Here is a 16,932-nt window from a genome sequence, read left to right as displayed (position 1 = left end):
GCTTCAACGGCTGCGGCACCAGCGGGCCAAGCTGGGCACACACCTCATCCAAGGCACCCGCGAACACCGGGAACGCCTCGGACAGCTCCCGACCCATCCCGGCACGCTGCGCACCCTGACCCGAGAACAGCAACGCCATCTGACCGCGCTGGCCCTGGGCACCAGTGATCACCGCGCCCGAGGCCTCGCCCGCCGCCAATGCCCGCAGTCCGACCAGCAGATCGTCCCGGTCGGCCGCCGCGATCACCGCACGCTGCTCCAACGCCGGGCGGGTCGTCACCGACGACCAACCCACATCCGCCGGGCGCAGCGACTCGTCGCCCGCCAGCCAGTCGGCCCACCGGCCCGCCTGGGCGGCGAGTGCCGGCTCCGACCGCGCCGACAACAGCACCGGCACGAGGGGGGTCGGGTCGACGATCTCGCCCTCGACCACCGCCACCGGCGGCTGCTCGATGATCACGTGCGCGTTGGTGCCGGAGATGCCGAACGACGACACCGCCGCCCGACGCGGCCGACCGGTCTCCGGCCAGGGCGTCGGCGCGGTCGCCAGCGTGACCGCTCCGGCCGACCAGTCCACGTGCGGCGACGGCTCGTCCACATGCAACGTCGCCGGCACGAGCCCGTGCCGCATCGCCAGGACCATCTTGATGATGCCCGCCACACCGGCGGCAGCCTGCGTGTGACCGAGATTCGACTTGATCGACCCCAACAACAACGGCTCAACACGACCCTGCCCATACGTGGCCAGCAACGCCTGCGCCTCGATCGGATCACCCAACGTCGTACCGGTGCCGTGCGCCTCGACGGCGTCCACATCAGCGGTGGTGAGCCGGGCATTGGCCAGGGCCTGCCGGATCACCCGCTGCTGCGACGGACCATTCGGCGCAGTCAACCCATTCGACGCACCGTCCTGGTTCACCGCCGTACCACGCACCACCGCCAGGATCCGCCGACCGTCCCGACGCGCGTCGGAGAGCCGCTGCACCAGCAGCACACCCACACCCTCCGACCAACCCGTCCCATCCGCCGACGCCGCGAACGACCGGCACCGACCATCCGCCGACAGACCCCGCTGCCGGGAGAACTCAATGAACGTCCCCGGCGTCGCCATCACCGTCACACCACCAGCCAGAGCGAGATCACACTCCCCCGACCGCAACGCCTGCGCCGCCAGATGCAACGCCACCAACGACGACGAACACGCCGTGTCCACCGTCACCGCCGGCCCCTCCAGACCGAACGTGTACGCCACCCGACCCGACAACACACTGCCGGAGTTGCCGGTGCCGACGTACCCCTCGGCGTCCGACGGCAGGTCGGCCAACTGCGAGGCGTAGTCGTGGTACATGACCCCGGCGAAGACGCCGGTGCGGCTGCCACGCAGCCCGGCCGGATCCAGACCGGCGGACTCGAACGTCTCCCACGACGCCTCCAGCAGCAACCGCTGCTGCGGGTCCATCGCCACCGCCTCACGCGGCGAGATGCCGAAGAACGCCGGATCGAAGTCCGCAGCTCCGGGCAGGAATCCACCGTGCCGGGTGTACGACGTGCCGCTGCGGTCCGGGTCCGGGTCAAACAGCGCGTCCAGGTCCCAGCCCCGGTCGGTCGGGAACCCGCCGATGCCCTCCCCGCCGGTGGCCAGCAGTTCCCAGAGCTGGTCCGGGTTCTGCACCCCACCGGGGTAGCGGCACGCCATGCCCACGATGGCGATCGGCTCGTCGACGCCGGCAACCGTGCTCACTGCCCGGTCCGCCGTCGTCTGCCGCACACCGGCCAGTTCGGACCACAGGTGGTCGGCGAGCACCGCCGGGGTCGGATAGTCGAACACCAGCGTCGACGCGAGGCGCAGGCCGGTCGCCGTGTTGAGCCGGTTCCGCAGGTCCACCGCGGTCAGCGAGTCGAAGCCCAGTTCACGGAAGGCACGGTCGGTGGGGACCGACTCCGCGCCGGCGTGCCCGAGCACCTGGGCGACCAGAGCCCGGACCAGCGCCTCGATCCGGGTCCGGCCCTCGTCGGGGGTCAGGCCCGCCAACTGGTCGGTCCAGTCGCCGCCCTGTCCGGCCTGCCGGCGGGTGACGGTCGGCCCCACGAGGGCACGCAGCACCACCGGTACCGGGCCACCCGTGCCGAGTGTCGCCCGCATCGCCGGCACGTCGAGAACGGCGGGCACCAGCGCCGGTCGGGCCACGCGGAGTGCCGCGTCGAACAGTTCCAGGCCGGTGTCCGCGCTCATCGGGGTGATGCCGGCGCGGGTCGACCGGGCGCGGTCGGCGTCGCCGATCGAGGCGGCCATCCCGGCGGTGTCCCACATGCCCCACGCCAGCGACACCGCCGGCAGCCCCAGCTCACGCCGGAACACCGCGAGACCGTCCAGGAACGCGTTACCCGCCGCATACGCCGCCTGCCCCGGCGACCCCAACACCCCCGCAACCGACGAGAACACCACAAAAAGATCCAGACCCAGACCCGCCGTCACCTCGTGCAGATACCAACCCGCATCCACCTTCGGCGCCAACACACCCGCCAACCGACCAGCAGAAAGCCCCTCGACCACCCCGTCGTCCAGCACACCCGCCGTATGCACCACACCCGACAACCGACCACTGCCGGTGAGTTGATCCACCAGGTCACGTACGGCGTTCCGGTCGGTGACGTCGCACGCGACCAACCGCGCCGACGCGCCCAGGGCCGACAGCCGCTCCACCAGCGCGTCCGCGCCCGACGCGGCGGGCCCCTGCCGGGACACCAACACCAGCGACCGCACCCCGTACGCCACCACCAGATGCTCCGCCACCAGAGCACCCAGAGCACCCGTACCACCGGTCACCAGCACCGTGCCGTCACCCACGACCGACGGTTCCGACGCCACCGGCGCGGAGGCCCGCACCAGGCGCGGCACGAACACCGCATCCGACCGCACGGCCACCTGGCCACCCAGCGGGTCACCGGCTGCCGAGGCGAGCGCACCCAGCGCGTCCGCGTCCAGGTCACCGTCGACGTCGGCCAGCACGATCCGGCCCGGGTGCTCCGACTGCGCCGACCGCAGCAGACCCCACACCGCCGCACCCGCCAGGTCGGTCACCCGATCACCCGACCGGACCGCCACCGCGCCCCGCGTCACCACGACCAGCTTCGAATCCGCCAACACCCCGGCCGCCAACCACGCCTGCACCGTCGACAGCACGTCCGCCGTCAACGCCCGCACCGAAGCGGGCACGTCGGCGTGGGACCCGGCGACGGGCAGGGGCAGCAGCAGCGCGCGGGGGGTCTCCGCCGGGCTGGCCTCGACCGACGCGACCAGCGCCGCGACGTCCGGGAACGACGGCAGGTCCGGCAGTCCGGCCGGCGGTTCCCCGGCGGTCAGCAGCGCCCAGCCGGACGTGCTTCCGGTGGTGGGGGCCTCCTCGGCCTGCCACGCAAGTTCGAACAGCGAGCGCGTCGCCGCGCCGGGCGCCACGACACCGCCCAGTTCACGCAGGACGAGGGAGTCGACCGACACCACCGGAGCACCCGCCTCGTCGCAGGCGACCAGACGCACCCCGGAACCCGACCGGGACAACCGCACCCGCAGCACCCCCGCACCCGAGGCGTGCACCTGCACGCCCTCGAACGCGAACGGCACCTGTGGCCCCGACGGCTCCTCCCCGGACAGCAACAGCCCGGTCGGGTGCAGCGCCGCGTCGAGCAGCGCGGGATGCACTCCGAACCGTCCGGCCTCCCCGGCCGCGTCCTCGGGGAGCGCGACCTCGGCGTACACCGTGCCGTCGCCGGTCCACAGCCGCCGCAGGCCCTGGAAGACCGGCCCGTACACCAGGCCGTGCCCGGCCAGCGCCTCGTACCAGCCCGCCACGTCCACCTCGGACGCACCGGCCGGCGGCCACGCACCCACCACCGGCTCGTCAACCGACACCGGCTCCAGCACACCGTCCGCGTGCCGGACCCAGTCGGAATCGCCCTCGGACTGCGAGTGCACCGTGACGGCACGCGTGCCCGTCGGGTCGGCCGCACCGACCCGCACCTGCACCCGTACCCCACCGGTCTCGGGGAGCACGAGCGGGGCGGCGATGGTCAACTCCCGGAGCCGGGACAGGCCCACCTCGTCGCCCGCCCGCACGGCCAGTTCCACGAGAGCCGTGCCGGGGACGATCACCGTGCCGGACACCGCGTGGTCGGCGAGCCAGGGGTGGGTGGCGACGGAGAGCCGGCCGGTGAGCACCACCATGTCCTCACCGGCGACGGTGACCGCCGCGCCGAGCAGGGGGTGACCGGCCATGCCGAGGCCAGCTCCGGTGACGTCACCCGCGCGCGCCCGTCCGATCCCGAGCCAGTACGGCTGGTGCTGGAACGCGTAGGTCGGCAGGTCCACCCGCCGCGCGCCGGCCCCGGCGAACCACTGCGACCAGGTCACGGACACACCGCTCACGTGCAACTGCCCCAGCGCCGCCAGCAGACCCGACACCTCGGACCGGTCCCGCCGCTGCACCGCCACCGCGAGCACGTCCCCGTCACCCGGGAGCACGTCAGCGGCCATCGCCGTCAGCACACTCTGCGGCCCGACCTCCACAAACGTGTCCACCCCGGCAACCCGCAACGCGGTGATCCCGTCGGCGAACCGGACCGCTTCCCGCACATGCCGCACCCAGTAGTCGACAGGGGTCAACTCCTGCGGATCCGCCACCGCGCCGGTCAGGTTCGACACCACCGGCACCAACGGCGCCCGGAACGTCAGCCCCGCCAGCACCGCCCGGAATTCGTCGAGCATCGGCTCCATCAACGGACTGTGGAACGCATGGCTCACCGTCAGGCGACGGGTCCGGACGCCGCGCTCCCGCCAGGCCGCGTCCAGGTCGTCCAGCGCCTCGACCGCACCGGAGACGACCACGGCGTTCGGGCCGTTCACCGCGGCGATCCCGACCTCGGTCAGCCCTTCGATCGACGCCGCCACCTCGGCCTCCGGCGCGGCGACCGCGAGCATCCCGCCCCCGGCCGGCAACGCCTGCATCAACCGGCCCCGCGCGGCGACGAGCGCACACGCGTCCGCCAGCGACAACACCCCGGCGACGTACGCGGCCGTGATCTCACCGACCGAATGGCCGCCCACGAAGTCCGGAACGACCCCGAACGACTCCACCAGACGGAACAGCGCCACCTCGACCGCGAACAACCCGGCCTGCGTGAAGACGGTCTGATCCAACAACGCCGCCTCAGGCGTGCCCGCCTCGGCGAACAGGACGGGCTTCAACGGCTGCGGCAGAGCCGCGTCGAGATGCGTGCACACCTCGTCCAACGCACCCGCGAACACCGGGAACGACGCATACAGGTCCCGGCCCATCCCGGCACGCTGCGCACCCTGACCGGAGAACAACAGCGCCACCTGACCGCGAACGGCAGCTGTGCCGGTGACGACCGTCCCGGTCGGCTCGCCCACCGCCAACGCCCGCAGCCCGGTCAGCAACTCTTCCCGGTCGGCCGCGACGAGTACGGCGCGGTGTTCCAGAGCCGGACGCGTGGTCACCGACGACCAACCCACGTCCACCGGACGCAGCCCTTCGTCGGCGGCGAGCCAGCGAGCCCAACGGTCCGCCTGCCCCGCCAGAGCCGCCTCCGACCGCGCCGAAACCAGCACCGGCAGCGGAGCGACCGGCGCGGGTGCGTCCCCGGCCTGGGAGGTCCCGGTCTCGACGGGCGGTTGCTCGATGATCACGTGAGCGTTGGTGCCGCTGACCCCGAACGACGAGACCGCCGCCCGACGCGGCCGGTCCACCGCCGGCCAGGGCGTCGCCTCGGTGGCCAGCGTCACCGCGCCGGCCGACCAGTCCACGTGCGGGGACGGCTCATCCACGTGCAACGTCGCCGGCACCACACCATGCCGCATCGCCAGCACCATCTTGATGATGCCCGCGACACCAGCGGCGGCCTGCGTGTGACCCAGATTCGACTTGATCGACCCCAACAACAACGGACGATCCCCCGGCCGATCCTGCCCATACGTGGCCAGCAACGCCTGCGCCTCGATCGGATCACCCAGGGTCGTGCCCGTGCCGTGCGCCTCCACCGCATCGACATCCGCCGCGGTCAGCCGCGCGTTCGCCAGGGCCTGCCGGATCACCCGCTGCTGCGACGGACCGTTCGGCGCAGTCAACCCGTTCGACGCACCGTCCTGGTTCACCGCCGTGCCCCGCACCACCGCCAGGATCCGCCGACCATCCCGACGCGCGTCGGAGAGCCGCTGCACCAGCAGCACACCCACACCCTCCGACCAACCCGTCCCATCCGCCGACGCCGCGAACGACCGGCACCGACCATCCGACGACAGACCCCGCTGCCGCGAAAACTCGATGAACGTCCCCGGCGTCGCCATCACCGTCACACCACCAGCCAGAGCGAGATCACACTCCCCCGACCGCAACGCCTGCGCCGCCAGATGCAACGCCACCAACGACGACGAACACGCCGTGTCCACCGTCACCGCCGGCCCCTCCAGACCGAACGTGTACGCCACGCGGCCGGAGACCACACTCCCGGAGTTGCCGGTGCCGATGTAGCCCTCCAGCCCCTCGGGCAGTTCCTGCACCTGGGAGGCGTAGTCGTGGTACATCAGGCCGGCGAAGACGCCGGTGCGGCTGCCCCGCAGCCCGGCCGGATCGAGACCGGCGGACTCGAACGTCTCCCACGACGCCTCCAGCAGCAACCGCTGCTGCGGGTCCATCGCCACCGCCTCACGCGGCGAGATCCCGAAGAACGCCGGATCGAACTCGGTCGCCCCGGTGAGGAAGCCTCCGTGTCGGGCGTACGAGGTGCCCGGGTGGTCGGGGTCCGGGTGGAACAGGGTTTCCAGGTTCCAGCCCCGGTCGGTCGGGAACTCGCCGATGCCCTCCCCAGCGCCGACCAGCAGCTCCCACAACTGGTCCGGGCTGTCCACCCCACCCGGATAGCGGCAGGCCATGCCGACGATGGCGATCGGCTCGTCCACGCCGACGGAGGCCACCGTCTCGGGGCGTGCCTCCACCATCCCGGTGAGCTGCTCGTACACGTACCCCGCGAGAGCCGCCGGCGTCGGATAGTCGAACACCAACGTCGACCCCAACCGCAGACCCGTCGCCCCGTTCACCCGGTTCCGCAGGTCCACCGCCGTCAACGAGTCGAACCCGAGCTCACGGAACGCCCGATCCGCCGGCACCGACTCCGCACCACCATGCCCCAACACCTGCGCCACCAGGCCACGCACCAACACGTCGACCTGGGCACGGGCCTCGTCGGGGGTCAGCGTGGCGAGGCGGTGCGCCCAGGTGCCCGCACCGCCGCCGGCCTGGCGGCGGGTGGCCACGGTGCCGACGAGGGCGCGCAGCATCGGCGGTACGCCGGTGGCGGTGGCCGCCGCGCGCAGGGCCGGCACGTCGACGACGGCGGGTACGAGCGTGGGGGTGTCGGTGGCGACGGCCGCGTCGAACAGCGCGACGCCGACGGGGCCGGTGATCAGGCCGAGGCCGGCGCGGGTGACCCGGGAGCGGTCGGTGGCGCTGAGGGTGGACGCCATGCCGTCGGTGTCCCACATGCCCCAGGCGAGGGAGTGCGCGGGCAGGCCGCGTCCCCGGCGGTGGCCGGCGAGGGCGTCGAGGAAGCTGTTGGCCGCCGCGTACGCGCCCTGGCCGGGTGACCCGAGCACTCCGGCGATGGAGGAGAACGTCACGAAGAGGTCGAGGTCCAGGTCGGCGGTGGCCTCGTGCAGCCACCAGCCGGCGTCGACCTTGGGGGCGAGGACCCGGGCGAGCCGGTCGGGGTCGATGCCGGTGACGACGGCGTCGTCGAGGACACCGGCGGTGTGCACCACCCCGGCGAGCCGTCCGGCCCCGGTTACCTGCCCGACGAGGGCGTGGACGGCGTCCCGGTCGGTGACGTCGCAGGCGAGCACGTCGACCCGCGCGCCGAGGCCGGTCAGCTCGGCGGTCAGGTCCGCCGAGCCGGGCGCGTCGGGGCCGCGCCGGCTGACCAGGGCGAGGGAGTCCACGCCCCACTCGGTGACGAGGTGCCGGGCGAGCAGGGCGCCGAGCGCACCGGTGCCGCCGGTGACCAGGACGGTGCCGCCGCGCAGGCGCGGGGTGTCCGCGGGTGGGGCGGCGGCGCGTACCAGACGGGGGGTGAGGGCCGCGTCGCCGCGGACCGCGAGCTGCGCCACGGTCGGGTCGGCGGCGGCGAGCAGCGCGACGGCCGACGTGTCCAGGTCCCGGTCCAGGTCGGCCAGGACGATCCGGCCGGGATGCTCGGACTGGGCGGAGCGCATCAGGCCCCAGACGGCCGCGCCGACCAGGTCATCGGCCGGGTCGGCGTCGACGGCCCGCACCGCGCCCCGGGTGACCACCGCGAGGCGGGTGTCCGCGAGCTCGTCGGCGGCCAGCCACGCCTGCACCACGCCGAGCACGTCGGCGGTCGTGGCCCGGACCACGGCCGGCAGTTCCGCTGCCGGCAGCCCGGCCGGAGCGGCGGGCACGGGCAGCAGGAGCAGCGGGGGTACGTCGCCGGTGGCGACCAGTTCGGCGACTCCCGGGTACGCGGGGACACCGGAGAGCGTCGGTGTGGACGCGCCCAGCAGGGCGGCACCGGGTGCCTCGACGGGATCGATCGGGTCGGCCTGCCAGGCGACCCGGAACAGCGACCGGGCGGCGAGCGTGGCCGCCGACGGGTCGACGCTGGTCATTTCGCGCAGGACGACCGAGTCGACGGAGACGACCGGACGGTCGGTGTCGTCGACGGCGAGCAGCCGCACGCCGCCGCCGACCCGGGTGAGCCGGACCCGCAGGGTGTCCGCGCCGACGGCGTGCACCTGGACGCCCTCGAAGGCGAACGGTGCCTTCGGGCCGCTGGTGCCGTCGCCGGGCAGCAGGGCGGTCGGGTGCAGGGCGGTGTCGAGCAGGGCGGGATGTACGCCGAAGCCGGTGGTGCCGTCGGGGGCGGCGGGGAGGGCGACGTCCGCGTAGACGGTGTCGTCGCCGGCCGTCCAGGCCCGCCGCAGGCCCTGGAAGACCGGCCCGTAGGTCATGCCGTGGCCGGCGAGTGCCTCGTACCAGCCGTCGAGGTCGACCTCGACGGCGTTGGCCGGCGGCCACGCGCCGAGGCCGCTGTCGTCGGTGGGGTCGACGGCGGTGAGCACGCCCTCGGCGTGCCGCACCCAGTCGCCGTCCGGGTCGTGGTCGGGCTGGGAGTGGATGGTGACGGCACGCCAACCGGTGTGGTCGCGCGGGCCGACCCGGACCTGGACGCGGACCGCGCCCTGGGCGGGAAGCACGAGCGGGGCGGCGATGGTCAGTTCGCCCACCCGGCAGGGACCGAACTCGTCGCCGGCCCGCAGCACCAGTTCGACCAGTGCCGTGCCGGGGACGACCACCGCGCCGGCCACCACGTGGTCGGCCAGCCAGGGCTGGGCGGCGACGGAGATCCGACCGGTGAGCACGGCGGCGTCCTCGCCGGCCAACCGGATGGCGGCGGCGAGCAGCGGGTGCCCGGCGGCGCCGAGGCCGGCGACGGAGACGTCCGAGGACCGGCCGGCGGGACGCAGCCAGTAGCGTTCCGGCGCGAAGGCGTACGTGGGCAGGTCGATGCGGCTGGCGGCGGTGCCGGCGAAGATCGGTGTCCAGTCGACCGGGCCGCCGGCGGTGAACAGTTCGGCCAGTCCGGTCAGCAGGGCGTGTGGCTCGGCGCGGTCGCGGCGCTGGGTCGGCACCGCGAGGATGCCGTGGGTGTCACCGGTGAGCGTCTCGCGGACCAGGGCGGTGAGCACCGCGCCGGGTCCGACCTCGACGAACGTGTCCACCCCGGCGACGCGCAACGCGGTGACCCCGTCGGCGAACCGCACCGCCTCGCGGACGTGCCGCACCCAGTAGTCCGGCGTACGCAACTCGTCGGCGTCGGCGAGCACGCCGGTCAGGTTCGACACCACCGGCACCAAAGGCGCGGCAAAGCTCAACCCCGCCAACACCGACCGGAACTCGTCCAGCATCGGCTCCATCAACGGACTGTGGAACGCGTGACTCACCGTCAACCGGCGGGTCCGAACCCCACGCTCCCGCCAGGCCGCCTCCAGGTCGTCCAGCACCTCGACCGCACCGGAGACGACAACCGCTTCCGGACCGTTGACAGCAGCGATCCCGACCCGGTCGGTAAGCCCGGTCAGCGTCTCCGCCACCTCGGCCTCCGGCGCGGCGACCGCGAGCATCCCGCCACCGGACGGCAACGCCTGCATCAACCGACCCCGCGCCGCCACCAACGCACACGCATCCGCCAGCGACAACACACCGGCCACGTGCGCCGCCGTGATCTCACCGACCGAATGACCACCCACGAAGTCCGGCACGATCCCGAACGACTCCACCAGACGGAACAACGCCACCTCGACCGCGAACAACCCGGCCTGCGTGAACACCGTCTGATCCAGCAGTTCCGCCTCGGACGTGCCCGCGTCGGCGAACAGGACGGGCTTCAACGGCTGCGGCAGTGCCCGGTCGAGATGGGCACACACCTCGTCCAACGCGGCGGCGAAGACCGGGAACGTCGCGTACAGCTCCCGACCCATCCCGGCACGCTGGGCACCCTGGCCCGAGAAGAGCAGCGCGACGGGGCCCCGGTCGGTGGCACGGCCGGTGACCACCGCGGCGGTGGGTTCGTCGGCGGCGAGCGCGGCCAGCCCCGTGGTCAGGTCGGCGTGGTCGGCGGCGAACAGCACCGCGCGGTGTTCCAGCGCGGTACGGGTGGTCAGCGACGTCCAGCCGACGTCGACGAGCCGGGGCGGGTCGCCCGCGTCGAGGCGGTCGGCCCAGTGCCGGGCCTGGCGGGCCAGCGCGCCCTCACCCCGGGCGGAGAGCAGCACCGGCACCAGCGGCGGGGCGGTGGGCTCGACGAGTTCGCCCTCCACCACCTCGGCCGGTGGCGCCTCGACGATGATGTGCGCGTTGGTGCCGCTGACGCCGAACGAGGAGACCGCCGCCCGGCGCGGGCGACCGGTCTCCGGCCACGGGCGGGCCTCGGTGAGCAGTTCGACCGCGCCGGCCGACCAGTCGACGTGCGGGGTGGGCTCGTCGACGTGCAGGGTGCGGGGCAGCACGCCGTGCCGCAGCGCCTGCACCATCTTGATCACACCGGCCACCCCGGCGGCGGCCTGGGTGTGCCCGATGTTCGACTTGATCGACCCGAGCCAGAGCGGACGGTCGTCCGGCCGGTCCTGCCCGTACGTGGCGAGCAGGGCCTGCGCCTCGATCGGGTCGCCGAGGGTGGTCGCGGTGCCGTGCGCCTCGACCGCGTCGACGTCGGCGGTGGTGAGTCCCGCGCTGGCCAGGGCCTGCCGGATGACGCGCTGCTGCGAGGGGCCGTTCGGCGCGGTCAGGCCGTTCGACGCGCCGTCCTGGTTGACGGCGCTGCCCCGCACCACGGCGAGGACGCGGTGGCCGTGGCGCTGCGCGTCGGAGAGCCGCTCGACGAGGAGCACGCCGACGCCCTCGCCCCAGCCGGTGCCGTCGGCGGCGGCAGCGAAGGAGCGGCACCGACCGTCGGCGGAGAGGCCGCCCTGCCGGGTGAACTCCACGAACGCCCCGGGGGTGACCATCACGTTCACGCCGCCGGCGACCGCGAGGTCGCACTCGCCCTGCCGCAGCGACTGCACGGCCAGGTGCAGGGCGACCAGGGACGACGAGCAGGCGGTGTCCACGGTGACCGCCGGGCCCTCCAGGCCGAACGTGTAGGCCACCCGGCCGGAGATGACGCTGTGCGCGCCGCCGGTGAGCCGGTAGCCGTCCAGGCCGGGGGTCTCGTCGCCGGTCCCGTAGCCGGTCGGGGACGCGCCGACGAAGACTCCGGTGGGGGTGCCGTGCAGCCGGTCGGGGGCGACGCCGGCCTGCTCGAACGCCTCCCAGGTGGCCTCCAGCAGCAGCCGCTGCTGCGGGTCCATGGCCAGGGCCTCGCGGGGCGAGATGCCGAAGAACTCCGGGTCGAAGTCGGTGGCCCGGTCGATGAACCCGCCGTGGCGGGTGGCCGAGCGGCCGGGTGCCTCGGGGTCGTCGGCGAGGAGCCGGTCGAGGTCCCAGTGCCGGTCGGTGCGGAACTCGGTGATGCCGTCGCGTCCCGAGGCGACTAGGTCCCACAGCCCGTCCGGGTCGCTGACCCCACCCGGGTAGCGGCAGCTCATCCCGACGATGGCGATGGGCTCGTCGGCGCTGTCCCGACCGGCCGGGCCGGCCGGCGTCCCGGCGGGGGCGGATTCGGCGTCGTCCAGCCGCAGCAGGGACGCCAGGTGCCCGGCGAGGGCGGCCGGGTTCGGGTAGTCGAAGATCAGCGTGGTGGGCAGGGCCAGGCCGGTCGCGCCGGTGATCTGGTTGCGCAGCTCCACCGCGGTCAGCGAGTCGAAGCCCAGTTCCTTGAACGCCCGCTTCGGGCTGACCGCGTCGGTGCCGGCGTGGCCGAGGACGGCGGCGGCGTGGTCGCGGACCAGGTCGGTGAGGTGCCGGTCCCGTTCGGCGCGGGTGAGGGCGGCCAGCTGTCCGCGCAGCGCGGCGGCGTGGTCGGTGGGCCCGTCGGCCGGGTCGGCGGTCAGCGCCTCGCGGGCCTCGGCGATGTCGTCGAGCAGCGGACGCGGTCGCGCCGAGGCGTAGGCGGGCGCGAAGGTGGCCCAGTCGACGTCGGCGACGACGAGGCAGGTCTCGCCGTGCTCGACGGCGCGGCGCAGGGCGAGCAGCGCGGCGGCCGGCTGCATCGGGTTGAGGCCACGCCGGCTGAGCAGCCGCTGTGCCTCCTCGGTGGTGGCCATGCCACCCTCGGCCCACGCGCCCCAGGAGATGGAGGTGGCGGCCAGGCCCCGGGCGCGGCGCTGCTCGGCGAGCGCGTCGAGGTACGCGTTCGCGGCGGCGTACGCGCCCTGCCCGCCGCTGCCCCACACGCCGGAGATGGAGGCGAAGGTGACGAACGCGTCGAGCTGCCGGTCGCCGAGGAACTCGTCGAGGTAGGCGGCACCGGCGACCTTGCCGGCCATGACGTGGTCGAACACGTCGAGGTCGGTGTCGACCAGCGCGGTGAGTCGGGTGATCCCGGCGGCGTGCAGGACGGCGGTCAGCGGGGCGACCTCGTCCAGCCCGGCGACCAGTGCGGCGACCTGGTCGCGGTCGGCCATGTCGCAGGCGACGACGCTGACCCGTACGCCGGTGGCGGTCAGTTCGTCGGTCAGCTCCCGCGCGCCGGTGGCGTCGAGGCCGCGCCGGCTGGTGAGGACCAGGTGTTCGGCGCCGTTGGCGGCGAGCCAGCGGGCGGCCTGCGCGCCGATCGCGCCGGTGCCGCCGGTGACGAGGACGGTGCCACGGGGCTGCCACTGGGTGACCTGCCCGGCGGGGCGGGCGCCGGTACGGGCGATCCGGCGGACGAAGGTGCCGTACGGGCGGACGGCGAACTGGTCCTCGTCGTCGGCGGTGGTGAGGATGCGGGCGACCTCGGCCCAGGTGGTGGCGTCGGGGTCGGCGGGCAGGTCGACCAGGCCGCCCCAGCGGGTCGGGTGTTCCAGACCGACCACCCGGGCGAGGCCCCAGAGCGCGTGCTGGGCGGCGCTGGCCACCGGTTCGGCCGGGTCGGTGCCGACGCCTCCGGAGGTGAGGCACCACAGCGGGGCGGCAACGTCGGCGTCGGCGAGGGCCTGCACGAGCCGGGTGGTGGCGACCAGACCGGTGGGGACGCTCGGGTGACCGGGGTGTTCCGCGTCGGTCAGGCCGAGCAGGGAGACCACCCCGGCCAGCGGGGTGTCCCGGTGCGCGGCGAGCGCCTCGGCGAGCGCGTGCCGGTCGACGTCGGCCGAGTCGACCTCGATCCGCCGGATCGCCGGACCGTCGGCCGCGGCGAGGCCGTCCACCCAGCCGTCGAGGGTCGGGTCACCGGCCGGGAGGACCACGAGCAGGTCACCGGGGACGGTGGTCGGGTTGCTCTGGCCGATGGGCTTCCACGCCACCCGGTACGACCAGCCGTCCAGCACGGCCCGCTGCAACCGGGCCTTCCGCCAGGACGACAGCACGGGCAGCGCCGGGGCGAGCACCTCCAGGTCGGCCGGGTCGCCGTCGAGTTGGGCGGCGAGCGCGGCCACGTCGGCGCGTTCCACCGCCGACCAGAACTCCACGTCGACCACGTCCGGGCTGACCGGCCCGGTGCCGGCGGTGGTGCTCCGTTCGGTCCAGTAGTGCTGCCGCTGGAAGGCGTAGGTGGGCAGGTCGGTGAGGATTCCGGCGGCGGGGAGCACCTGCCGGTAATCCACCGGCAGGCCGTGGGCGTGGGCGGCGGCGATGCTGGTCAGCATCCGTACGGCCGCGTCCTCGCCCCGGCGGAGGGTGGCCAGGACCTGTCCGGCGGTGCCGGTGTCGTCGAGGATCGTGGTGAGCGGCATGCTCAGCACCGGGTGCACGGAGACCTCGACGAAGTCGGTGAACCCGGCGTCGAGGGCGGTCCGCACGGCGGTGTCGAAGAGCACGGTGCGGCGCAGGTTCTCCGCCCAGTAGTCGGCGTCCAGTTCGGTGCCGTCGATCCAGGTGCCGGTGACGGTGGAGAGGATCCGGACGTCACCGGCGCGGGGGGTCAGTCCGGCCAGGTCGGTGCGCATCCGCTCGGCGGCGGCGTACACCAGCGGGCAGTGCGAGGCGTAGTCGATGTTGATGGGGCGGGCCCGGATCCCGTCGGCGGCGCACGCGGCGACGAGGTCGGCGACCCGGTCGTGCGGGCCGGAGACGGTGACCGCGCGGGGGCCGTTGACCACGGCGATGTCGACCCCGTCGGGAAGGCGTCGGGTGGCTTCGTCGGCGGAGAGGTCGAGGGCGGCCATGGTCCCGGCCTCGGCGAGGTCGGCGATGGCCCGCAGTCGCACCGCGAGCAGCTTCACCGCGTCGGCGAGGGTGAGCACCCCGGCGACGTGCGCGGCGACGACCTCGCTCTGCGAATGGCCGATGACGGCCTGCGGGGTCATGCCGGCGGCCCGCCACACCCGGGCCAGACTGATGGTGAGCGCGAACAGGATCGGCTGGACGATCTCGTGGCGGCCCAGCCAGGACTCGTCGTCGCCGGTGAGGTGGCCGACGATGTCGAGGTCGAACCAGCGGTCGAACTCGGCCTGGCACTCGGCGAGCGCCTCGTCGAAGACCGGGCAGGCACCGATCAGGCCGGCCGCCATCCCCAGGTGGTGCCCGCCGTAGCCGGGGAACACCCAGACCGGTCCCTCGGCCGGCTCGCCGGCGACGGCGCTGACCAGGGAGCCGGCGGGGCGGCCCTCGGCGAGGGCGTCCAGGCCGGCGAGGAGCTGGGCGGGGTCGGTGCCGACGACGGCCGCCCGGTGCTCGAACACCGACCGGGTGGTGACCAGCGACCAGGCCACCCGGGCCGGGTCGAGGTCCGCGCGGGAGCGGACGTACCGGGCGAGCCGGACGGCCTGGTCGCGCAGGGCCGGCGCGGACCGGGCGGAGAGCGTCCACACGGTGGTGGGTGTGGTGAGCAGGCCGGGCTGTGCCGGCTCCGGTTCCGGGGCGGGGGTCGGGGCGGCCTGTTCGAGGATGACGTGGGCGTTGGTGCCGGAGATGCCGAACGACGACACGGCGGCGCGGCGGGGGCGCTCCGCCACCGGCCACTCACGGGCCTCGGTGAGCAGCGACACCGCCCCGGCGGTCCAGTCGATGTGCGGGGACGGCGCGTCGACGTGCAGGGTGGCCGGCAGCCGCCCGTGGCGCATCGCCATGACCATCTTGATGATCCCGGCAACGCCGGCGGCCGACTGGCTGTGCCCGAAGTTCGACTTGATCGACCCGAGCCAGAGCGGGTCGGTGCCGTCCCGGTCCTGCCCGTACGTGGCGAGCAGGGCCTGCGCCTCGATCGGGTCGCCGAGGGTGGTGCCGGTGCCGTGCGCCTCGACGGCGTCCACGTCGGCGGGGGTGAGCCGGGCGTTGCTCAGCGCCTGCCGGATGACCCGCTGCTGGGCGGGGCCGTTCGGGGCGGTGAGGCCGTTGGACGCGCCGTCCTGGTTGATGGCCGAGCCGCGCACCACGGCGAGGATCCGGTGGCCGTTGCGCTGGGCGTCGGAGAGCCGTTCGACGAGGAGCAGGCCGACACCCTCGGCCCAACCGGTGCCGTCGGCGGAGGCGGCGAACGCCTTGCAGCGCCCGTCGGAGGAGAGGCCGCGCTGCCGGGAGAAGCCGACGAACGCGCTGGGGGTGGCCATCACGGTCACGCCACCGGCCAGGGCCAGGTCGAACTCCCCGGCGCGCAGCGCCTGGCAGGCCAGGTGCAGGGCGACCAGCGACGACGAGCAGGCGGTGTCGACGGTGACCGCCGGTCCCTCCAGCCCCAGCGCGTACGCGATCCGGCCGGAGACGACACTGCTGACGGTGCCGGTGAGCAGGTAGCCCTCGTCGGCGCCGTCCGCGCCGCCGTCCGCGCCGACGCCGTAGCCGTTGGCGGTGGTGCCGACGAAGACGCCGACCTTCTGCCCACGCACCCCGGACGGGGCGATGCCGGCGCTCTCGAACGCCTCCCACGACGTCTCCAGCAGCAGCCGCTGCTGCGGGTCCATCGCCTGCGCCTCGCGGGGGCTGATCCCGAAGAAGTCGGCGTCGAAGGAGGCCGCGTCGTACAGGAACCCGCCCTGCTGGGTGCTGGAACGGCCAGCCCGCTCACCGGTCGGGTCGTACAGGTTGTCCAGGTCCCAGCCCCGGTCGCCGGGGAACCCGCCGATCGCGTCCCCGCCGGAGGCCACCAGGTCCCACAGCTCGTCCGGGTTGGACACCCCGCCCGGGTAGCGGCAGGACATCGCCACGATGGCGATGGGTTCCCGGGCGGCGGCGGTCAGCTGCTGGTTGAGCTGCTTGAGCCGGCTGGTCTCCTTGAGGGAAGCCCGAAGCGCCTCGACGACCTTATCTGCAGACGTGGACATCAGTT

1 protein-coding gene is annotated in these 16,932 nt (G+C 74.1%); it reads right to left on the bottom strand.

Annotation, left to right across the window (positions count from 1 at the left end):
- The coding region (locus QSK20_RS30785) for a type I polyketide synthase (RefSeq protein WP_285792130.1) at positions 1-16,927 on the bottom strand (16,927 nt) is incomplete at its 3' end.
- Positions 16,928-16,932: the final 5 nt, after the last annotated feature.

Origin of the sequence: Micromonospora sp. NBRC 101691 (assembly GCF_030269285.1) — a bacterium.
Lineage (GTDB): Bacteria > Actinomycetota > Actinomycetes > Mycobacteriales > Micromonosporaceae > Micromonospora > Micromonospora echinospora.
The sequence above is the reverse complement of the archived record's forward strand: the minus strand, read 5'-3'. Positions and strand labels throughout refer to the sequence as shown.